The organism is Nitratiruptor sp. YY09-18, assembly GCF_016593235.1.
In the GTDB taxonomy this organism is placed as follows: Bacteria; Campylobacterota; Campylobacteria; order Campylobacterales; family Nitratiruptoraceae; genus Nitratiruptor.
The window spans coordinates 488,952-510,172 of sequence record NZ_AP023065.1; the positions used below are offsets into that span (position 1 = coordinate 488,952).

Consider the following 21,221-nt stretch of genomic DNA (forward strand, 5'->3'; position numbering starts at 1 on the left):
GTCATCCTTTATATAGTTTTTTGTAATTGTAGCAAGAGTTGGCTTAAACTAGAGTTTTTGGATGGTGCGACGAAAATAGGAGATGGGTGTAGAGTCTTGGATGATATTTGGTTTGAGAGAGACGCGGGTATCAATGATTGCTGTGCCGTTGCTCTCATTTGTTACTATGTTGTTGGCAAAAATATTGCAGTTCGCTGGTAATCCATTACCGATATAATAGATTGTTATATTGATATCATATGTGTTTTGGAAGCTGATATTGATATTGTTCAGGCAACTTGTAGCAAAGTTATGGCCTTGAGCTGCAAGGATGGCATACTCTGTAGCACTTTTGGCTAAAGCCTCTTCTTGCTCTATGAAATAGGTATCAGTTGTGTTTTTTGTTGCAGATGTCAAAGAGCTTATTGTCAAAGCTAAAATAACACCTACCAACATTATAAAAATAATTGCAGTTAGCATTGATATAGCTCTTCTCAAAATACCACCTTCTTTCCGCATATTTCAGCTGAAAAACTATCTGATATCTTCTTTTTGGTACATAGTTGCAGTTCTATTGATTTGTCGACTTTTCTAAAGCGAAAACTAGAGATATGAGGAACAAGTAATGCATGATCACCATTGAGATAGTTTTCACCCTTCCATGGACGGTAGTTGTAGTAAAGAGTCAAGTTGTAATCATTGCTGCTATTTTGCACAGGAACTAACGCGTATGCGCTATAGGCAAGATAGTAGTGCTCTGCTATTGTCTTGGCATTTGTATTTTCAAACTGTAACGTAGTGTTGTTTAATCTATGCACTGGATGAACTGCTGGATATGGAGAAGTATAAAAGGCTGATATAGGATCATCAATGTAGACCCCCTTGAAAATTACAGCCGCTCCATTATTGCTATTATCAATATTGACGGGACGATTACCAGAAAATGCAAGTATGATATTTTTGGCAAAGTCGAGTCTGCTACCTGGTGTGACAAGTTTACTCTTATCACTTGCTTGGATGTCGCAAAAGCCGCTATATCCTGGAATAGAGTATCCCCCAGCGACATCACCGCGCAAAGCTTCGTGTGCATATCCAATCCATTCCAAAACGTCATAATTTGGAGGAAGAGTTTCTAGTGTTATAGTATTTGATGGGTTTGAAGATTGTCTAGCTATTGCAGAGTCTAAGACGCGGTAGCTTAATCTTCTTGCAATTTGTTCAAGCGCTAATTGGATCCTTTGTGATGTGTCTTTTGCAGCATCAGAAATTATCTTGTTTTCATAAACCTTTACTAGGATATCTGATCCAATAAGTGCTAATATGCCCATAACGACTATGACAAAAACTAGCTCAATTAATGTAAAAGCTCTTCTCATCTCACATCTCTAGTTAAAATTTTGGGATAGCCAATATTGCATGTAAATGCTCTCATTGCCAAAAACTGCTTATTGTTGGCATCTGTGGTATTAAGATCGATCATTTTGATATTTGTAGATGCAGTAGTGGGAGTTGGATTGATAGATATTGTCAAAGATGTGCCACTATAGCTTGCAGTATCACTTACATAGTAGATTTTTTGAAAGATTTTCATATCGATTTTATAGCCACTACTGCTTTTAGAAAATGAATCTATGTTGCCATTAAAATCATCTATATCATCTTTTTTGGCCTCACCACTCTCAAGCCCCATTGTATTTGAAGCATATGTAGTATTGGGGAAAAATATTCGCCTATCTGTTACATTAAAATTACCTTTGCGCACAACTGCTCCGGGATTCATTCGATTTAGTTCACTATCACCATTAGTTACATCGAGAATATGTGGGATATCATCTGATGATTTGAGTGAATTATCATCCCATTGATACGTCTCAATTGTTCCTAATGTACGATAGGATTGGAATATTCCTTCGCTTTTTAGAATCTCTTGCAGATTTGATGAAGTCTGCTCCATAATTCCTGGAATTGCAAGCATAACGATACTTATGATAACTATCGCAAAAATAAGCTCTATCATCCCAAAAGCGTTTCTCACCAGTTAATCCTATAGCGGTTAATTTTACTCTGATTGCTTTCATTTCCTTGGATGATGGCTTTTCCAGTCCCTTTCCAGTTACCTGGATTGATAAATTTGAAATGTAGTGGCACTGTTGCAGCATTTGGATCATATTTGTTATAGACTAGCCAAGAGCTGACATTGACATCAGTTGTTACTATAAATGGAAAGCTTGCTCTATAATAGCGAGCTTGGAGTGTATGGCTTCCGTTATTAAGACTATTATTGATAATAGCAATATTTCCTACTCTGCTATGAAAGATGTCTCCACCCTTATATTTCATTTTTTGAATTGTACCTAGATTTTGATTAGTATGGAGATTGTTGATGATCCAATTAGGATCTTGTGGATCTTGTGACATGCCTGCAAAGAGTGGGAAATTTGCTGCTAAGGATGTACCAGTTGCTGTTGCTTGCAAAGGATTGTATATCTCATAATATGTAGTGATATTACCATCATTTCCTTGGATGATATTTTCTTCTATATCTCCCGTGCGAAGGCGAGCATATACAAAGGTGACATTCTTATCATTAACTCTATTGAAATCAAATCCATGAACAACTGTAGTATTCTCTTCAGTAGAGATATTAAAATCGTTTTTCGCTACTACAAAAGGAATATCTGCAATGTTGACTTTTCTTTTAATATTAAATTGCAAAGGAATTGTTGCTACACTTCCGGTAGTGAAATTGGATTCATTGATATCTATTATGATATTTGGACTTTGCAAGACTCCAGTTGAAGTACCGCGTATAGTATAGTAATTTTGGTCTTCAAAAAACTGTATCCTATTTGAAAGGTTAGACCATCCAAGATTTTTATTGTTGTTGAGCGTTATGGTTGTGTTAATATCTTTTGCATAGCAAGATTTTACGTAGTTTTGTGCTGGTGTATTATCATCTAAAAGTGCTGTAATAGATATATTCATAGTAGCATGCATTCTAGGATCATCAGAGAGATATGTAAATTTGTCATTTGTATCTGCATTTTTCACTGTGATCGTATGAGAATACTCTTTTGGATGAAATTCCAATGTTTTTGATGCATGAGCCATACATCCTATGCGACCAAGGCTATCTGGAGTATTTGTCCAACTGTATGGGATACAGTCATAGACTATATTTCCACTATGATCACGCTTCGCTTGATCGACTCGCGTCCAGTCATTGTCTGTGATATTGAGTTCAATTTTACCTACATCATTAAAAGTATAGTTATTATCTATCGCTATAGAACCACTAAAAACAACAGGAGATACCTGCAAATTATCAGTTTTTTTGGTTGCTGGATTTGTACAGCCTGGTCGATCAAGGAGAGTAGAGGTGATATTTGTATCGCTATTGGATGCAGTAAAAGTCGTGTTATAGTCAGCAATAAGATTATCATGGATATCTGAGGCGTTGATATCGAGACGATAACTTCTTTTTCCAATCAAGAGGCTCTCATTAACGTCAAGTGTATAAGTCGCAGGACGAATAGCAAAGCTATCGATTGAACACGAATATATTACTTTATCAGAAGGAGCATTTGCCACAAGGCATTCGATACAACCATATCCGTTATTGGAATTTGTATTAGCACTACATGGATTACCAGCAGCATTGCTAAAACATATATCGATGCTTTGTCCAAAAATTTTTCTCAATTTTCCTTCTGGATCGTCAGCTATACATTGTGGTATACCTTTAAGGGTATTGCTCATTGCATCTGGATTATTACAATGTACACTCGCATCTGCCATAAGATCGACCCAGTGGAAAAATCTAGCACGAAATCGCGCACTGCGAATAGCTTTTGAAGCGTTAATATCTAAGCTCTGCTGTTTATGGTTGTTAAAATCTACTATGTAATGTGGTTTTTTTAGGATATTAACATAAGGATGCGTACGGCAGCTGTTTCCTATACCAGCATTGACTGCATCAAGAATAGCTACCTTTTGTGAATTTTTAAGCTGAACATATTGTGATGTATTATTGAGAGCATTTTGGAGTGATAGGGCTTTAATTGAAAAAGCTCTATTTGGGATTTGGGTGTAGAGTGCATTTTGCGAGCTATTGGCATCAAAAATGATACTATTTGCATTGAAGTTTTTATTAGCAAACGTTATTGTATCGGTATCTGGATTGTAAGCAATGATAGTGTTGTTAAACTCTCTACATTTTGGCAATATGGTATCTATAGTAAAGTTTTCGCCTGCAATTTCAAACCTATATTTAGTATTGTATAGCATGCTAATCTCTGCATTTTTTAGCACCGTAAATTTGTAATCTATTTCTGCTTGATGATTTGGGTTGATTGTGTAAGGTTCAAAAATTGGTGGTTCACCCTCACCAAGCGGTCCAATAGTTAAATTTGATTCTACAATCGTATTATTCTCTTCTCGAGCATCAAAGATAACAGACACACCATTGTGAGAACTATTATCATCGATATGTACTATTTGATTAAAATCTACATCTTTTACACTAGTAGAGTTTGGAATATATTCAGTGAGATTAACATCAAAAATTTTTATGATTCTTACAGATTGTGCATCGTGATTATCATCATTGCGAAGAGTGATCTTTGATGTGATAGGGTCACCTACCCTCACAATTGAGGATTCGTTAATCTCTTCATTGTTTTTGTCATAGAAAGTTTCAAGAAAACAGATTTTTGGTATATACATTTGCACGGAAAATGCTACCATACTTGGAAAGTATGCATCAGCGTTTGTTCCTAATGTTATAGTAGATTCATGTTCATTCACTCCAATAACTCGTGGATGTGATGTGTTATTATCTTTTCCAACTTCAATCGAGTGTATATCTATACCATTATTATTATTGAGTCTAGGATAGCGGTCTATACTCTCACTTATAGAAGAGTTGAAAAAGTTGTCTTCTTCATTAAGGTGATTCCCATTAGATGTTTGTTCGAAAAGCTCTTGATTATTGAGCTTGAAGTAGTCACCCGTTAGTCCCTTGTCACCCTCACCAGCAAAAACAAAGAGATTTGCATTGATAGGTTCATATTCTGGTGTATAAAAGCCTGATACATTAATGGTGACTGTGTTCCAATTATAGACACGAGTATAGCCACGATATACTGAGAGGTTTTTCAATGTTTCTGAATCATCTTTGTAAATGACGACAATTGTCCAAGCGCCGTAGTTACCAAGTCCATCGTAAAAATCATATGTTCTACCCTCTCTACATGGTATATTACCAACTATGTAGTTACCTGTTCCACCATTTTTAATAATATCTGTTATGTCTGTAAAAGCTGCATAAGTGTAACCAATGCGAGTACCATACCAATTCCACCAATCTAAATAATTTACATAGTTTGCGTAGATTGTATGTTCTATTCCATTGGGATCTCGCAAAATGATAGGCTGGGATAATTCATTAACAAAACTTTGTTCTGGATAGCCTCTACCATAATTATGCATATATCCTTGCCAATAGATGGCAGCCCATAATATCTGAGCGTTATTTGAAAGACGTAAAGTTGCTTGTGATGAATTAAAAGTATTCGAGTCATTGTCTATATCTATATAAGACATATACATTTCGGCATTTGTTCGTCTTCCGCTTGTGTCTACACACTGATTACGACGATTTTTTGTACAAAGGACAGTATTACCAAAAATTTTTATATTACCTTTGACGAGTTTTGTTTCATCAGGATTTATTTTTTCAAAATCATGAATATTATGTTCAAAAGTGATAGCAAAACTTATAGATAATATTGTCAAAAATAAAAAAACTATCCTCACTTCTTCGTCCTTTCATATGCTTTCATTACCGCTTCCATAAAAGTATTTCTTGCTCCATTTTCTTCAAGGGCTTTGATACCGGCAGCTGTAGTGCCTGCTGGACTCATGACTCTATCTTTGATAATGGCAGGATGCTCATCTGTAAGATGCGAAAAGCTAAAAAAGAGCCCTTTGACAAACTCTTGTGCAATATCTCTCTTCATCCCTGCAGCTACTGCTCCATCAGTCATAGCTTCAGCCACAAGAGCTAAAAATGCTGGTCCACTTCCGGCAACTGCTGTGGCGATATCGAGATCCTTTTCGCTCTCTACCCAGATGACTCTTCCTATCGCTTGTAAAAGGTTTACAGCTTCCTCTTTCATAGCTATATCACCTGTAACTGCAGTGGTAGAAGCACCTTTGAATGCAGCGATATTTGGCATAGCTCTTATGTAGTGCTCTGCATTGATAGTATGGAGTTTCTCTATCGATACTCCAGCCAAGATAGAGATGAGTAGCTCTGCCTGCCCCTTTAAACATTTGCTCACTTCATCTAGTGCATGGGGCTTTATGGCCAAAATCACTCTTTTATTTTCTATATCGAACCCATCAATATGAGCAGTTTTGACTGGATAGAGATAGCGTATCTCTTCAAGTTTTTTCTCATCTCTTCCAACAACTTCTATCTTTATATCTTTCTCAATGAGTCTTGTGATAATTGCTTTTGCCATCTCTCCATATCCTATTATCGTCACCATTGTAACCCTTTTTAGTTCATTTTACATATTGTAACAAAGGGGTTGTAAAATTTGCTATAATTGTCCCAAATTTGCATAAAGAGAGAAGATGAGAAAGATTTTGGCATTTTTGGTAGCAGCACTAATTTTTGTAGGGTGTTCTAATAAGAGTGCTCCAGAATATAACAAGAGCGATATCTACTGGTATCAAAAGATGATCTATTATGTCAGCAATGAAAATCTTGACAAAGCAGATGAGTATTTTACATCTTTGCAAAGCGAACACTTTGCCTCACCACTGCTCAAAGAGGCTACGCTTATCATGGCACAAGCCCATATGGACAATGAAGAGTATCTCATGGCAAAATACTATCTCGATCTTTTTATCAAGCGCTATGCAGATGAGCAAGATATCGAATTCGCAAAATATCTCAAGATCAAAGCCTCATTTTTGGGGTTTAAGAGTATCAACCGTGACCAAAAACTGCTCCAAGATACTATAAAAGAGTCACGAGAATTTAAGCAGACATATCCAAATAGTGAATTTGTACCTCTTGTAGATACAATTTTGACAAAGCTTTATTTGGCACAATATGTGCTTTATGAAAATATTGCCGATCTTTACGAAAAGAGAGGCAAAATCAAAGCTGCCAAAATCTATCGCAGTAAGATCAAAAACTTTTGGATGAAAAAAGATGAAATTTATGTACCAAAAAACTGGTACGACTATTTGATAAATTGGTAGGGGGAGTCTATGCAACTAAGTGATTACAGTTCGTTTCCAACAACGCTTCCAATAATTGTCGAAGATGATATGTTTTTGTATCCATTTATGATCTCTCCTATATTTATAAGTGATGAAGCAAATATAGCAGCCGCCCAAAAGGCTCTACAAGATAACAGTTTGATACTTGTTACCCCTAGCAAAGAGGGACATGAGGGAGAGAGGAGCTTCGATGCTATCTATCCTGCAGGAGTTATTGGCTCAATTATGAGAAAAGTTAATCTCCCTGATGGGAGAGTCAAACTCCTCTTCCAGGGACTCGCACGTGGCAAAATAATCGAAAAGGTATCTACTGCACCTCTCATGGCTGTAGTGGATGTGATAGAGTCAAAACCGTACAATGAGATTAAAGTTTCGGCTCTTTTAGGAGTGCTTCGTGAAAAGATCAGACAACTTGCAAGTGTCAATAGCTCCTTCCCGCAAGATCTCGTGCGTACTATTGAGGAGAATCATGAGCCAAACCGCATAGCTGATCTAGTCAGTTCAGTCCTCAAACTCAAAAAAGAGCGTGCTTTTGAGATGTTTATTGAAGAGGATGTTGAAAAGCGTTTGATGCTCCTCATCGATGCTATTACTGAAGAGATCGAGCAGAGCAAACTCCAGCATGAGATTAAGAGCAAAGTGAGCAATAAGCTTGAGCAGGCCAACCGTGAGTACTTCCTCAAAGAGCAGCTCAAGCAGATCCAAAAAGAGCTAGGAGTCGATACCCAAAAAGAGGAAGAGGTCGAAGAGTATCGCAAAAAACTTGAAAAGATCAAACCATATCTTACTGAGGAGGCGTATAAAGAGATCAAGAAGCAGATAGATCGCTATGCGCGTATGCATCCAGACAGCGCTGAAGCGGTGGTGATCCAGACCTATCTTGACTGGGTTTTGGAGATTCCATTTGGGAAATACTCCAAAAAGAAGCTCGATATTGAAGATGTTAAAAATGAACTCGATAAAGATCACTATGGACTAGAAAAGCCAAAAGAGCGAATTGTTGAATATTTTGCAGTCAAGGAGCTTATGGAGCTCCGTGGCATCAAAAAAGAGAAGGGGAGTGGGGCGATTCTTTGCTTTGCAGGACCTCCGGGTATTGGTAAGACCTCTTTGGCAAACTCTATTGCAAAAGCACTCAAGCGGCCGCTTGTACGTATAGCTTTGGGTGGTTTAGAGGATGTGAATGAGTTGCGTGGACACAGGAGAACCTACATCGGTGCTATGCCAGGACGTATCGTCCAAGGACTCATCGATGCCAAAGAGATGGATCCCGTGATGGTACTTGATGAGATAGACAAAGTAGGGCGCAATATGCGCGGTGATCCAACTTCAGCTCTCCTTGAGATCTTGGATCCAGAGCAAAATACCCATTTTCGCGACTACTATCTCAACTTCAGCATAGATCTTAGTAATGTGATATTTATCGCAACTGCTAACGATATAGGCTATATCCCAGCACCACTGCGCGATAGGATGGAGTTTATATTCCTCAGCTCCTATACTCCAAACGAAAAACTTGAGATTGCAAAGCGCTATCTTATTCCACAAGAGCTCAAAAAACATGGGCTCAAAAAGAGTGAGCTTACTATCAGTAAGAGTGCTCTTGAAGCAATTATAGAAAAATATACCCGTGAGGCTGGTGTGAGAAATCTTCGCCGCCGTATAGCAGACATTGTACGCAAGGCAGCTAAAGAGATCCTTGAAAATCCTGAAATTAAAAAGGTCTCAGTCACTCTCAAAAACCTTGATAAGTACCTAGAAAAGCCAGTCTTTGAGATTGAGACAATTGAGAAAGAGCCACAGGTTGGTGTGGTCAATGGTCTTGCTTGGACAGCCGTTGGAGGCGATGTGCTCAAAATTGAATCAATCAAAATCAAGGGAAAAGGTAGCTTGCAGCTCACAGGGCGTCTTGGAGAAGTGATGAAAGAGTCTGCAAGCATCGCCTTTAGCGTTGTCAAAGTTCTCATCGATCAAGGTAAAATCCCAATTTCTCAAGAGGTGATTCCAAAAACAATAAAAGAGAAAGAGGAGAAGAAAAAGGTTGATCCGAGTGAAGTCTATCGTCGCTATGACATTCACTTGCACATTCCTGAAGGTGCCACACCAAAAGATGGTCCAAGTGCAGGGATCACTATGGCTACAGCGATCGCTTCAATTTTGAGTGAGAGAAGAGTGCGCAATGATGTAGCGATGACAGGAGAGCTGACTCTCAGTGGCAAAGTCTTGCCAATAGGTGGTCTCAAAGAAAAACTCATCGCTGCATACAAAGCAAAGATAAAAAAAGTGCTAATTCCTAAGAAAAACTATGATCGCGATCTTGATGATATCCCACAAGAGGTCGTGGAGAATATGGAGATAATTCCAGTGACAAGAATTGAAGAGGTTTTAAAAGAGGCTATTCTCTAAAGAGCCTCTGCATATTTTTTGATCTTATCCATAAGATCGTCTTTTTTGATAGGCTTGTTGATAAAGTCATTAGCTCCAGCTTCTAGTGCAGCTCTCTTTTGTGTATCATCAGTGCTGAGAACAATGACGGGTATCTGGGAAAAGCGAGGATCTTTTCTCATATGCTTGAGTACTTCGATACCATTGAGTTTCGGCATAATGATATCTAGCAATACAAAGTCGATGTCTCTGTTTTTGTTGAGTACCTCGAGTGCTTCTTGCCCATCATTTGCTGCAAGGGTCTCATAAATTGCCGGATTTTTCGCAAGCATATGCTCTAGGAGTTTTCTATTTATCAGATCATCATCGACATAGAGGACTTTTAACTGCTTCATACTGACTCTTTTGTAAATAATTTTTCGATCTCACTTTTAAAAAAGTCTTTTTTGATGATATTGCGTATGATATCATCATAAAAATCCTTCTCTATTGATGGGATCTGTTTAAGATCAAAGCTTGGCTCAACCAAGAGGACAAATTTTGTATCTGGCGCTTCTTTACGCACTTTTTGAATAATGTGGAAATTGTACTCATCACTTTCTTTATCGATAAATGCAATTTTATAGCGGCGCTCTCTAAGTCTATGGACAAAGTCGTCAAGATCGAGAGCCATATCTACGCTATATCCAAGGGATTTGAGAACATTTGCAAAGAGTTTTGCTTCTAGTGGACTTTTTTTAAGAAGCAAAATATCGTAGTCATAATCTTTTTCTAGCAAAGAGGTCTGTTCTTGATTATTAGTTGTAACTTCCTCTTCTGTTTCCTCTTGGGCTACATATTTTTTATCTGGTAAGAAGGCTTTGAGAATCGTTTCAATATCTTTGCGGTTGATCGGTTTTGTGATATATTCATCAAATCCCTTGCTCATGAAACGCTCTCTATCGCCTTTGAGAGCGTGAGCAGTAAGAGCTATGATAGGAGTTGGGATAAGGCGCATCTCTTTTTCATACAGATGTATCTCTTGCATAGCTTCAATTCCATCTTTGACAGGCATCTGAATATCCATGAAAATTATGTCATAGTGGTTTTGTTTAAATTTCTCCAGTGCTTCTATACCATTATCTGCCAGATCAACTTCAAGCCCAAAATCTTCGAGAGTCTTTTTGATCAGTTTTTGGTTGATGATATTGTCTTCTGCTACGAGTGCTTTAGCACGGAATTTTATTTTTCCCCGACTTGCAAGAATCTTGGTTTTTTGTGTAAGCTCTTGTGTATGTTCTACATAAAATTCAAGAAGCTGTCTGAGTTTAGTGAAGTTTACAGGCTCGGTGAGAGTTTTTATCACTTTTGTATTGAACTCTTCAAGACGTTTTTTGTATGTTACCTTAGCTATAAGTGCCGTTGGAATTTTATTGAGGATAAATTTATTGATTCCTTTTTCTTTGACAAAGTCGAAATCTAGCAGAGCAAAGTTGCTCTTTTTTGCAATATCTATGGTTTGTTGTAGATCTTGTGAAGTCTCAAAAATTGATCCAAAGTACTCAAGATACTCTTGGATAAATTTTGTTTGCGTTTTTGGATGATGTGGATCATCGTAGTAGGCGATTTTGATAGTGTTGAATCTATCTTGGAGTGACTCTTCATTGACGATTGGAATCTCTTCGAGCTCAAGTGTGAAGTAGAATCTACTCCCTTTTCCCTCTTCGCTCTCAAGTTTGAGCTCACTTCCCATGAGTTTGAGAAATTCACTAGAGATTGTAAGTCCAAGACCCGTGCCACCATATTTTCTAGTTACTGATATATCAGCTTGGCTAAATGCTTCAAAAATCTTCTCTTTCTTCTCTTGTGGTATACCTATTCCTGTATCTCGCACTTCAAATTGAACGATAGCATTTGCGTCATTTTTACCAATTTTGCGTATCTCAACAACTATTTCTCCACCTTTGTTGGTAAACTTGATTGCATTACTTATAAGATTGATAAGCACCTCTTTGATCTTTGTAGGATCTCCTTTGAGGGGTTTATCAAGATGAGGATCAACAAAGAGGGCTAGATCGATATTCTTCTCTGCAGCACGAGTTGCATAGACTTCGATAGCGTTTTCAAACTCCTCAATCGGTTCAAATACGACGCTTTCAAGCTCAATTTTATTGTTTTCAATTTTTGCCAGATCGAGGATATTGTTGATGATTTCAAGGAGGTTTTCTGAACTCTTTTCGATAATTGTGACATACTCTTTTTGCTCAGGTGATAGATTAGAGTTTTTCAATAGTTCAGTAAATCCCATAATGCCATTGAGAGGTGTGCGAATCTCATGGCTCATATTTGCCAAAAACATGCTTTTAGCTTTGTTTGCCTCTTCGGCAGCCTCCCTTGCGGTCTCTGTACGTCTGAGGGCTAAATGAAGAAGTTCATACGCTTTTTCGATACCCGCTACAGTGTCGAGGTTGACACCTTTAGCAAGTTCTGGGTTTTCTTGAAGTATATCTTCACTTAGTGCCACTTTTTGCAATAAGTTTTCCAGTTTTTCTGTACTCTTGTCATAGTCTCTTAGAACAAAGTAAATATATGCAAAGAGTAAAATTGACAGAAGCCAGAAAGCAAGAGAGATGAGAAGTGCGATAAGATAAAAATGAAGATAGTTGTTTGCCACAGCTTCTATGCCTTGAATATCAGTGATGAGGAGTTTATCAAGATGATTCAATTTTTGTTCGTTTGCTTGTAGCCATTCATTGACATTGAACTGTTTATTTTGCAAAAAGCTGAGTCTAATGCTACGGATTTTGTCCATAAGAGGTTTGAGGTTGGGGTTGTCATTTGTATCTAAAAACGCATCGGCTTTACGTATGAGGGCGAGTTCTACAGTCTGCCTATTTTCATCGTAGAGTTGTTTAATGTTATTGTATGCCAAAAAACCTGTCTCTTGTGCAGAGTAGAGGTGGCTATAGATATCATGCTTGAGCTTTCCGTATACAAATTTATAATCCTCTTCGCCACTCATTCTGAGTGCAAGAAGAGTCTTTTTAGCTAAAGGTTCAAGTACAGCATCAAAATAGAGTGCAAAATAGATGCGATCAAAGCTCTCTTGGTGTGCTAGCGTCTTTTGCCGCACAAGCTGCAAGAGTGCTAGCTCATTGGAGAGATTGAGGCTGCTTTGATATTGCTTGATTTTTGTGAGGATCTGATCGCTTTTTTTATACTCCTTTTGCAAACCGCTTTTCATATTATCTTGGGGATTAGCTAGATAAAGAGCACTCTTGATTGCCTCTTGTTCAACTGGATGGAGGCTTCTTGCTACCTCTTTTGCAATTTTTGTATTTGTAAGGATCTGTTTATTGGCTAGATATTTTTGTGCAAAAACAAAAAGTAGTACCGATGAAGCTAAAAAGACTATGAGTGTAGGTAAAAATGATACAAGTTTAATTCTTTGTTTAATTCCTAAATGCATTAAAACTCCTATTTGATTTGCCGAATACTTGCTTCAAGAGATTCTATTGCTTCTTCAAGCTGTTTGGATAAAAACTTATCCATAGGATAGTTTGAGATGATATTGTTAAGAAGCAATACAAGATTGCTAAGCCTCAAGCTCTCTGCAATACTTTTAAGCTGTTTTGCTTTTTTTAAGAATTTCTCTTTGCGCATCTTAATACTGTTGAGTGTTTTGAGTTCTATTACAAGATCTTCAACAATATCTACAAAATCATCTTTTTCAATTTGAATGAGCTGGAGCGAGTCTTCAAGATCTTGCGGTGTAACAATGAATGGATTTGGCTCTTTTTTGAGCTGCTCTAAATCGTTGATACATTTTTTTACAAGCTCAGGATTTTGATTGATGCTCACTTGATCAAGATATTTCGCACACTCTTGGAGGTAGAGATTGCGTGCGAATGAAGCGAGCTTATGGAGCTCATTGTAGTTATTGTATGCAAGATTGAGTTTTATTTCATTGATAAGCTCTTTGAGATACTCTTGATACTCGTCCATCGAGAGACCAAGCTCTTTGGCAGCAACTTTGGGAAGTTCTTGGATGTTCTGTTCTTCTGCTGTGGCTGTACTCTCTTGAGAAGGTTGTGCAGCAGGAGCCTTTTGTGTAGAGGTTAATTGCAGCTCATCTGGAGCTTCAACTCCAAATATTTTGGCCAAACCTAACATATAGGCATAGTATTCTTTTGTGATGTCTAAAAGTTCATCGAGGGAGCTCTCTTTTGTAGCCTTTGCCAATATCTCAAATGCTGGCTTGAGGCGTAGATTGGCTGCTACACCTTTGAGGGTATGGATGATGTTGTAGAGTCTTTGCCTATCTTTTTTTGCTACAGCATCTTGAATTTCATCAAATTGCTCGAGAGCGTGATTGATATACTCTTTGATGAAGTCTTCTACAATATCTTCACCAAGATTGAGCTCTTGAGCAATGAAATCGATAGCAGGTTTCTCTACCTCTTTGGCTGTAATGGTGATTGTGGTAGCTAAAGTTTGAGAAGCTGTGGCTTGGCTTGCTTTTGGTTGCTCTGTGGTTTGAGTTTGTTCTTGGCTGATATGATCAATAGTGCATTCATCATATGCATTGAGTTCAAAGGTAACGAGATAGTAGTTAAATGGTTGTGAAATATTATTAAGTTGGTTAACTTTGACAAAAATCTCTAAGACTCTTCCATCCTTTACCTGGATGAGCGCTCTGTGGTTGACGGTATTGTTTGTGAGAATATAGTCGATCCAGTGAAAACTGCGAAATTCGTGGATATAGCCAGGTTTGCGCAAAAAGAGTTGTGCAACATCATAAACCTCTTTTTTGAACTCCTCAAGGCTAGTAAAGCCTAGCATCTCTAATGTTTGGTCACTTATAGCAATGAGTTTTTTGTGGGCATCATATAAAATCAAGGCCAAACCTTTTGCAAATTTGTTATATTATGGCATAAATTCTTATAAAATTATTTTAATTGATTGCTTTTTTTATTTTTTTTGCATCTTTTTCGTTCAAAACTGCAGCAATTTCTTCAATTGATGCATTTTTAATATTTTCAAAAGTTCCAAAATAGTTGAGCAGTTTTTGCACTTTAGCCTCTGCTATTCCTTTGATTTTAAAAAGTTCTAGGGTTTTGAGATGTTTAGCTCTTTGTTTGCGATGGTATTCTATTGCAAATCTGTGTGCTTCATCTCGCAGCTTTTGTATAAATTGCAAGCGTTTATCACTTGGTAGCAGCTCGATTTTACCACTTTCTCCATAGAGGATGTCTTTGGCTTTTCCTTTGGCGCGATGAGCTTTTGCGTCGATTTTCTCTTTTGCAATTGCAATGACATCGAGTGTGACGCCAAAACTTTGAGCAATATCTTGTGCAAGAGCTCTAAGAGTCTCTCCACCATCGATGATCCAAAGATCGGGAGGAGGATTTTTGGCAAAACTTTGAGCACGTCTAGTGAGCATCTCCTTCATTTGATGATACTCATCTTTGTTTGTGAGATTGTAGTGGCGATAGCTCTTTTTATCAAATTTTCCATCTTCGTAGACTACCATCGCACCCACAGGCTCTCTTCCTTGAAGATGGGAGTTGTCAAATATCTCTATACGGTAAGGTCTGTTGTGCAAAGAGAAGAGCTTTTGAATCTCCTCTTCGATAGATGGTTCGTTTCTTTGCTTATGAAGTATCTCTTTGGCATTGAGCAGTGCCAACTCAATAAGACGCCTCTTTTCACCTCTTTGTGGATGAAGGATAGCCACCTTTTTGCCAAATTTGTCGCTTAAATACTTTTGAAGCTGCTCTTGTTCACTAAAGGGGTGTGCTATGAGAATCGTTTTGGAAGTAAGAGGTGTTTCGTGAGTGTAAAACTCGAGCAATACCCTCTTATAAGCTTCATCGATATCAAATCCCCTCTGTGGATCGAAACGAATAATATTTGAGCTACTTGCTATCACTTTGCCCTCACGCATAAACATACGTACAATTGCGGCTTTATCTTGTGAAGTAGCAATTGCATAGATGTCGAGATTTTCCATTTTGGCTAGATCTATACCACTTGAAATTTCTATATTTTTGATGCGCTCAATCCGATCACGCACCTGTGCAGCCTCTTCAAATCGCAGCTGTCCAGAGAGGCTAACCATCCTCTCTTGCAGCTTTTGTAAAAGCAGTTTTTTATTGTGAATATGTTCAATTGCTTCTTTGAGAATTTTTGTATACTCCTCTTGGCTCACACGCCCTTCACATGGGGCAAGGCACTTTTGCAATTGATAAAAGAGGCATGCTTTTTTACCTTTAATGCAGCTATCTTTTTGCACAAGAGGAAATATTTCATAAATAGAGTCTAGTATATCTTTCGCAGCACTTGGAAAGGGGCCAAAGTATTTGATTTTTTTACCTGGAAGGACTTTTCGCGTAATTTTTGGGCGAGGGAACTCTTGCGCAAGATCAATATATATATAGGGATAGGTTTTGTCATCACGCAAGAGAATATTATATTTTGGTTTAAGTTGTTTTATAAGAGAGTTTTCTAAGATGAGAGCATCATTCTCGCTCTCTACGACAATATACTCCATTGAGGCAGTCTCGCTAATCATTTTGAAAATGCGTGGTGAGAGATTAGGTGCTGGAGTAAATGGCTGCATCCGGAAATAGCTCTTGACCCGCTTTTTGAGGCTTTTTGCTTTTCCAACATACAAAAGTCTTCCATGCTGATCGAAGTATTGATAGACGCCAGGAGAATCAGGAAGATTTTTGACTTTACTTACTAGATCCATTTTTCTTGATTGCATCCTTGATCTTTTGAAATATTTCTTGAAGCTCTTTATTTGTCGTTGCTATCTCAAAATCACCTTGTGCTTTTTCGGTGTATCTACATATCTTTTTTATCTTTTTTTCCTCTCTTGGCAAAAATTTATAGTATGCGCGCAGATCTTTTACGCAAAGATCCGAGCAGTAAGGATCATGAGAGCGCAAGATTTTTAATATGTCATTTATATCTTTTTTACTATAATTGAACTCCATTTTAAATGCCGGATGATCAAAAACGAAATAGAGAATATTGCCTTTAGTATATGCATAGAGTATATGCTCTTTGAAACTTGATGGTAGCAGTGAGATGAGTTTATTGAGACACTTTTGTGTAAAAAATCTCTTTTTTTGAGGAAATAGATGGGTAAAAATATGCGATGGATTTTTCATATAGTGATTATACCATTTTTGCTTTTGGTACTGAGCGGATGCGGGCATAAAGCTGATCCATATTATCAAAAAAAAGAGGTAAGTAGGTGAAAATTTATGACTATATAATTGTGGGAGCGGGTGTTGCAGGGCTCTATGGAGCGCTCAATATCCCCAAAGACAAATCTGTCCTTATACTTGCAAAAGATCCTCTTTGGGAGTGCAATACATTCTATGCCCAAGGTGGGATTGCAACAGCTACAGATGAAGAAGATATACCTTCTCATATGCAAGATACTCTGGCTGCTGGTGCAGGACTGTGTGATGAAAAAGCTGTAGAGATTCTCTCACGCAACTCCATAAGTGTCATAGAAGATCTCATTACTCGCGGTTTTGCATTTGACAAAGATAAAAATGGCAATCTCTTGTTTACCAAAGAGGCAGCACATTCAAAGCCTAGAATTTTGCATGCTGGAGGAGATGCTACCGGAAGAGAGCTTCATAGATTTTTACTGCAGCAAACTAGGGCACAAGTTCTTGAGGGTGTCATTGTCGTAGATCTTTTGATTGAAGATGATTATATTCATGGTGTCACAGTACGCCAGGGTAAGAAACAGTTCAATCTCTATGCAAAAAATGTGATTTTGGCTAGTGGGGGTATAGGCTCACTCTATGCATATCATACCAACTCCAAAAAAATAAGCGCAGATCTTCAAGGGCTTGCAAAACTCAAAGGACTCAAACTCCAAGATATGGAGTTTACGCAGTTTCATCCAACAGTCTTTATCTACAATACTCGCGCGAGGAAGCTGCTTTTGACTGAGGCTCTTAGAGGTGAGGGTGCAACAATTGTAGATGAGAATGGCAAGAGATTTTTATATGATTATGATGAGAGGGGAGAGCTTGCCCCCCGCGATATTGTGAGTCGCGCGATCTATAAGTATAAGCAGCTAGGACACGAAGTTTATCTCGATTTTAGTGTCTTTGATGAAGATTTTTTCAAAAAACGTTTTCCAACAATCTATCGCAATTTTCGCAATCTTGGCTTCAATGTACCCCAAGAGCGAGTCCCAATCTCTCCAGCTTTTCACTTTATCATGGGTGGTATCAAAACTGATACGTGGGGCAAAGTTGAAGGGATGCAAAACCTCTATGCTGTCGGTGAGGTTGCATGCACAGGAGTCCATGGTGCAAATAGGCTTGCTAGCAATTCACTCTTAGAGGGGCTTGTCTTTTCTAGACGAGCAGTAGAGGACTCATTGATGCAAGAGAGCTCTTTTACTCCCAAAGAGTTCAAAGCCAAAGAGTTTGCTCTCATAAAGAGCAATGATAGTGAATACAAAGGGCTTTTGCGCCAAACAATGTGGGAGAAGGTAGGAATCGTCCGCCATCCAAAAGAGCTAGAAAATGCCCTAGAAATTGTAATTGACATGCAAAAGAAAGATATCGGATATCTATTGCAATTAAGAATTGCAACTGCTAAGACGATAATAGAAGCAGCGATTGCACGCAAAGAGAGTGTGGGCGCACACTATATAGAAAAGTAAGGAGAGTGTATGCATGGGCTAGATTTGACTCATACATGGGTGGGGTATCTTAACCTCATAATATTTATCGTAGGCTACTATTTCATAGCGGCTGAAGAGAAGTTTCATATGAACAAAGCCAAGCCGGCTCTGCTTATTGGTACTTTGATGTTTATGCTGCTTGGTATCTATTTTACTATGAACCATCTCGATCCAAATCCTCTTCACCATGAGATGGAGCGTCTTATCCTTGAGATTGCTGAGATATTCTTCTTTCTTTTTGTCGCTATGACTTTCATTGAGACACTCATTGAGAGAAAAGTCTTTGATGTTTTAAAATATAAGCTTACTTCCAAAGGCTATAGTTACAAAAAGCTTTTTTGGATTACAGGTACTCTTGCATTTTGGATCTCTCCGGTTGCTGACAACCTCACTACTGCTTTGATACTCTCAACTGTTCTTTATACAATTGACAAGACAAAAACACAATTTTTGGTTCCAGGGGCTATCAATATTGTCGTAGCAGCAAATGCTGGGGGTGCTTGGAGCCCATTTGGTGATATTACGACACTTATGGCGTGGACAGCTGGCAAAGGTGAATTTGTCGATTTTCTCTATCTCTTTGTTCCAAGTTTTGCGGGTTGGTTCCTCACTGCTTGGCTTTTGTCGTTTTTCGTGCCAAAAGGTGAGCCACACTTTGATGCTAACCTACCAAAGGCTGAGCTCAAACCTGGAGCAAAAGTTGTTATCTGGCTTGGAGCCTTTACAATCTTCATAGCGGTCATGGGCCATCAATTTTTCCATTTTCCAGCGATGTGGGGTATGATGTTTGGTCTAGCTTTACTAAAGATGTATTCGTATCTACACAAAAGAAAAAATCAGCATGATCATTTTGATGTCTATGTGAATATGAAAAATGTGGAGAATGACACTTTGCTATTCTTCTTTGGTATTTTGAGTGCAGTGGGTGCGCTCCACTTCATGGGATATCTTGAGTATATTGTCAAACTCTATGATCATATTGGTCCAACAGCTGGAAATATCGGTGTAGGATTTATTTCTGCAATTGTAGACAATGTACCTGTTATGAGTGCAATCTTAAAAGCAAATCCTCCAATGGGTATCGATCAGTGGCTTTTGGTGACTATGACTGCAGGTATTGGAGGGAGTCTTATTAGTTTTGGGAGTGCAGCAGGTGTGGGTGTCATGGGAAGAATGAGAGGAGTCTATACTTTTGGTGCCCATATGAAATATGCTTGGACAGTATTGGCTGGTTATATTCTCTCTGTAATATTATGGTATATTCAATTTGAAATATTGGGACTCTATTAAAAGGATGTAGATGAAGCAAGTTCCTATCGTGATTTTAGATTTTGGTTCGCAATACACCCAACTTATTGCTAGGAGATTACGCGAAGTCGGTGTCTATTGTGAGATTTATCCCTACTTTGAAGATATTGAAAAGATCAAAGAGAAGTCTCCACAAGGAATAATCTTTAGCGGTGGGCCTGCAAGCGTCTATGAACCAGACGCTCCAAGAGTAGACAAGACTATTTATGAACTTGGCCTTCCTATACTTGGTATCTGCTATGGTATGCAGCTCATTACTGTCGATTTTGGTGGAGAGGTTGTGAGAGCTTTGGAGCATGAGTATGGCAAAGCAAAGCTCTATTTTGATCCAGTGCATGGGCATGTCTCACCACTCTTTGCAGGTACAAAAGATGGTCAAATTGTCTGGATGAGTCACGGTGATAAGGTAGAAGAGCTACCAGATGGTTTTGTTCGCATAGCCCATACCGACAATTCACCCTATGCAGCTATTGCAAATGAAAAGAAAAATATCTATGCTTTACAGTTTCATCCGGAGGTATCGCATTCTGAAGAGGGGCAAAAGATTTTAGAAAATTTTGCCCGTCGTATCTGTAAGATAGAGTCAAAATGGGATATGGGGCATTTTGCCAAAGAACAAATCGAAAAGATTCGCAAGCAAGTTGGTAATGATAAAGTCCTGTGCGCTCTTAGTGGAGGTGTGGATAGTTCTGTAGTAACAGCACTTTTGTATGAAGCAATAGGTGATCAGCTCATCCCTGTTTTTGTTGATAATGGATTATTACGAGAGGGAGAGCGAGAGAAGGTAGAGCATGTATTTAAAAATATGCTCAAAGTTCCGCTTGTAGTTATTGATGGAGAGGAGAGATTCTTAGATGCACTCAAAGGTGTAACCGATCCAGAGGAAAAGCGTAAAATCATTGGTCATACATTTATCGAACTCTTTGAAGAAGAGGCTAAAAAGCATAAAGATGTGAAATATCTCGCTCAAGGGACGCTCTATCCAGATGTGATCGAATCAGTTTCTGTAAAAGGGCCAAGTGAGACAATAAAATCGCACCACAATGTGGGAGGATTGCCAGAGTGGATGCAGTTTGAGCTTATTGAGCCACTCCGTGAGCTTTTCAAAGATGAGGTAAGAAAGCTTGGACTTGAACTTGGCCTTCCTCGTGAGATGGTCTATCGCCACCCATTCCCAGGACCTGGTCTTGCTATTAGAATATTGGGTGAGGTGACACCAGAGGCTTTAGAGCTTGTGCGCAAAGCTGATACAATCCTTCTTGAAGAGATTAAAGCCCATGGATTGTATGAAAAACTTTGGCAAAGCTTTGCGGTACTACTCAATGTTAAAAGTGTTGGCGTTATGGGTGATAAGCGAACTTATGAAAATACCGTGGCATTGCGTATTGTAGAGAGTAGCGATGGTATGACTGCTACGTTTGCCCATATTTCACATGATTTGCTTGAGCTTATTAGTAACCGTATCATCAATGAAGTTGATGGTATCAACCGCGTAGTCTATGATATTACATCCAAACCACCAGGAACAATTGAATGGGAATAAGAG

Annotated in this window: 15 protein-coding genes; 5 read left to right on the forward strand and 10 right to left on the reverse strand. The window is 38.4% G+C overall.

Translation table 11 applies throughout. The features are described from left to right. Positions 1-48: 48 nt before the first annotated feature. The 5 genes from JG734_RS02805 to JG734_RS02825 are packed head-to-tail and all read right to left on the reverse strand — an operon-like array spanning position 49 to position 6,533. On the reverse strand, positions 49-477 hold the full coding sequence (locus JG734_RS02805) for a hypothetical protein (protein WP_201333515.1): 429 nt from the start codon (positions 475-477) through the stop codon (positions 49-51). Beyond that, positions 474-1,355, reverse strand: coding sequence for a type II secretion system protein (locus JG734_RS02810; protein WP_201333516.1), 882 nt, complete (start codon positions 1,353-1,355; stop codon positions 474-476). Before JG734_RS02810 ends, JG734_RS02805 begins: the two co-directional genes overlap by 4 nt. Further along, positions 1,352-2,014, reverse strand: coding sequence for a type II secretion system protein (locus tag JG734_RS02815; protein WP_201333517.1), 663 nt, complete (start codon positions 2,012-2,014; stop codon positions 1,352-1,354). Before JG734_RS02815 ends, JG734_RS02810 begins: the two co-directional genes overlap by 4 nt. After that, positions 2,011-5,796 carry a hypothetical protein gene (locus JG734_RS02820; protein WP_201333518.1) on the reverse strand — a complete coding sequence of 1,262 codons (3,786 nt, stop codon included), beginning with the start codon at positions 5,794-5,796 and terminating at the stop codon, positions 2,011-2,013. Before JG734_RS02820 ends, JG734_RS02815 begins: the two co-directional genes overlap by 4 nt. Then, entirely contained in the window at positions 5,793-6,533 is a 741-nt protein-coding gene (locus tag JG734_RS02825) for a pyrroline-5-carboxylate reductase (RefSeq protein WP_201333519.1), read from the reverse strand. The genes JG734_RS02820 and JG734_RS02825 overlap by 4 nt, the downstream gene beginning before the upstream one ends. A gap of 88 nt (positions 6,534-6,621) precedes the next feature. Here JG734_RS02825 and JG734_RS02830 point away from each other — a divergent pair, with 88 nt between their 5' ends. Together JG734_RS02830 and lon are read left to right on the forward strand one after the other, a co-directional pair. Next, positions 6,622-7,257, forward strand: coding sequence for an outer membrane protein assembly factor BamD (locus JG734_RS02830; protein WP_201333520.1), 636 nt, complete (start codon positions 6,622-6,624; stop codon positions 7,255-7,257). A 9-nt stretch (positions 7,258-7,266) separates the two neighbouring features. Beyond that, on the forward strand, positions 7,267-9,684 hold the full coding sequence (gene lon / locus JG734_RS02835; protein ID WP_201333521.1) for an endopeptidase La: 2,418 nt from the start codon (positions 7,267-7,269) through the stop codon (positions 9,682-9,684). On the opposite strand, the gene JG734_RS02840 is transcribed toward lon, so the two are convergent. From JG734_RS02840 to JG734_RS02860, 5 genes are read right to left on the reverse strand one after another with little or no spacing between them, the layout of a single operon-like run. After that, positions 9,681-10,058: a PleD family two-component system response regulator gene (locus tag JG734_RS02840; RefSeq protein WP_201333522.1), complete on the reverse strand. Its 378-nt coding sequence runs from the start codon at positions 10,056-10,058 to the stop codon at positions 9,681-9,683. The two genes, lon and JG734_RS02840, sit on opposite strands and share 4 nt — an antisense overlap. Further along, positions 10,055-13,111: an ATP-binding protein gene (locus JG734_RS02845; RefSeq protein ID WP_201333523.1), complete on the reverse strand. Its 3,057-nt coding sequence runs from the start codon at positions 13,109-13,111 to the stop codon at positions 10,055-10,057. Before JG734_RS02845 ends, JG734_RS02840 begins: the two co-directional genes overlap by 4 nt. An 8-nt stretch (positions 13,112-13,119) precedes the next feature. Continuing rightward, positions 13,120-14,541, reverse strand: coding sequence for an Hpt domain-containing protein (locus tag JG734_RS02850; RefSeq protein WP_201333524.1), 1,422 nt, complete (start codon positions 14,539-14,541; stop codon positions 13,120-13,122). 55 nt (positions 14,542-14,596) lie between these two features. Continuing rightward, the gene (uvrC, locus tag JG734_RS02855; RefSeq protein ID WP_201333525.1) at positions 14,597-16,396 is read right to left on the reverse strand and encodes an excinuclease ABC subunit UvrC; all 1,800 of its coding nucleotides are present in this window, start codon (positions 16,394-16,396) and stop codon (positions 14,597-14,599) included. Beyond that, positions 16,380-16,820, reverse strand: coding sequence for a hypothetical protein (locus JG734_RS02860; RefSeq protein ID WP_201333526.1), 441 nt, complete (start codon positions 16,818-16,820; stop codon positions 16,380-16,382). The genes uvrC and JG734_RS02860 overlap by 17 nt, the downstream gene beginning before the upstream one ends. An 86-nt stretch (positions 16,821-16,906) precedes the next feature. Between JG734_RS02860 and nadB the strand changes: the two genes are divergently transcribed. Genes nadB through guaA form a run of 3 tightly spaced genes read left to right on the forward strand, consistent with a single transcriptional unit; the run spans position 16,907 to position 21,218 of the window. After that, positions 16,907-18,346, forward strand: coding sequence for an L-aspartate oxidase (gene nadB, locus JG734_RS02865; protein WP_201333527.1), 1,440 nt, complete (start codon positions 16,907-16,909; stop codon positions 18,344-18,346). A 9-nt stretch (positions 18,347-18,355) separates the two neighbouring features. Continuing rightward, positions 18,356-19,657 carry a sodium:proton antiporter NhaD gene (nhaD, locus tag JG734_RS02870; protein ID WP_201333528.1) on the forward strand — a complete coding sequence of 434 codons (1,302 nt, stop codon included), beginning with the start codon at positions 18,356-18,358 and terminating at the stop codon, positions 19,655-19,657. A gap of 10 nt (positions 19,658-19,667) precedes the next feature. After that, a complete protein-coding gene (guaA, locus tag JG734_RS02875; RefSeq protein ID WP_201333529.1) occupies positions 19,668-21,218 on the forward strand; it encodes a glutamine-hydrolyzing GMP synthase in 1,551 nt (516 codons plus the stop codon). Positions 21,219-21,221: the final 3 nt, after the last annotated feature.

Coding starts and splice junctions, on each gene's coding strand:
- JG734_RS02810 (WP_201333516.1), bottom strand. CDS start 1,355: ATGAGAAGAGCTTTTACATTAATTGAGCTAGTTTTTGTCATAGTCGTT.
- JG734_RS02825 (WP_201333519.1), bottom strand. CDS start 6,533: ATGGTGACGATAATAGGATATGGAGAGATGGCAAAAGCAATTATCACA.
- JG734_RS02830 (WP_201333520.1), top strand. CDS start 6,622: ATGAGAAAGATTTTGGCATTTTTGGTAGCAGCACTAATTTTTGTAGGG.
- lon (WP_201333521.1), top strand. CDS start 7,267: ATGCAACTAAGTGATTACAGTTCGTTTCCAACAACGCTTCCAATAATT.
- JG734_RS02840 (WP_201333522.1), bottom strand. CDS start 10,058: ATGAAGCAGTTAAAAGTCCTCTATGTCGATGATGATCTGATAAATAGA.
- JG734_RS02845 (WP_201333523.1), bottom strand. CDS start 13,111: ATGCATTTAGGAATTAAACAAAGAATTAAACTTGTATCATTTTTACCT.
- uvrC (WP_201333525.1), bottom strand. CDS start 16,396: ATGGATCTAGTAAGTAAAGTCAAAAATCTTCCTGATTCTCCTGGCGTC.
- JG734_RS02860 (WP_201333526.1), bottom strand. CDS start 16,820: ATGAAAAATCCATCGCATATTTTTACCCATCTATTTCCTCAAAAAAAG.
- nhaD (WP_201333528.1), top strand. CDS start 18,356: ATGCATGGGCTAGATTTGACTCATACATGGGTGGGGTATCTTAACCTC.
- guaA (WP_201333529.1), top strand. CDS start 19,668: ATGAAGCAAGTTCCTATCGTGATTTTAGATTTTGGTTCGCAATACACC.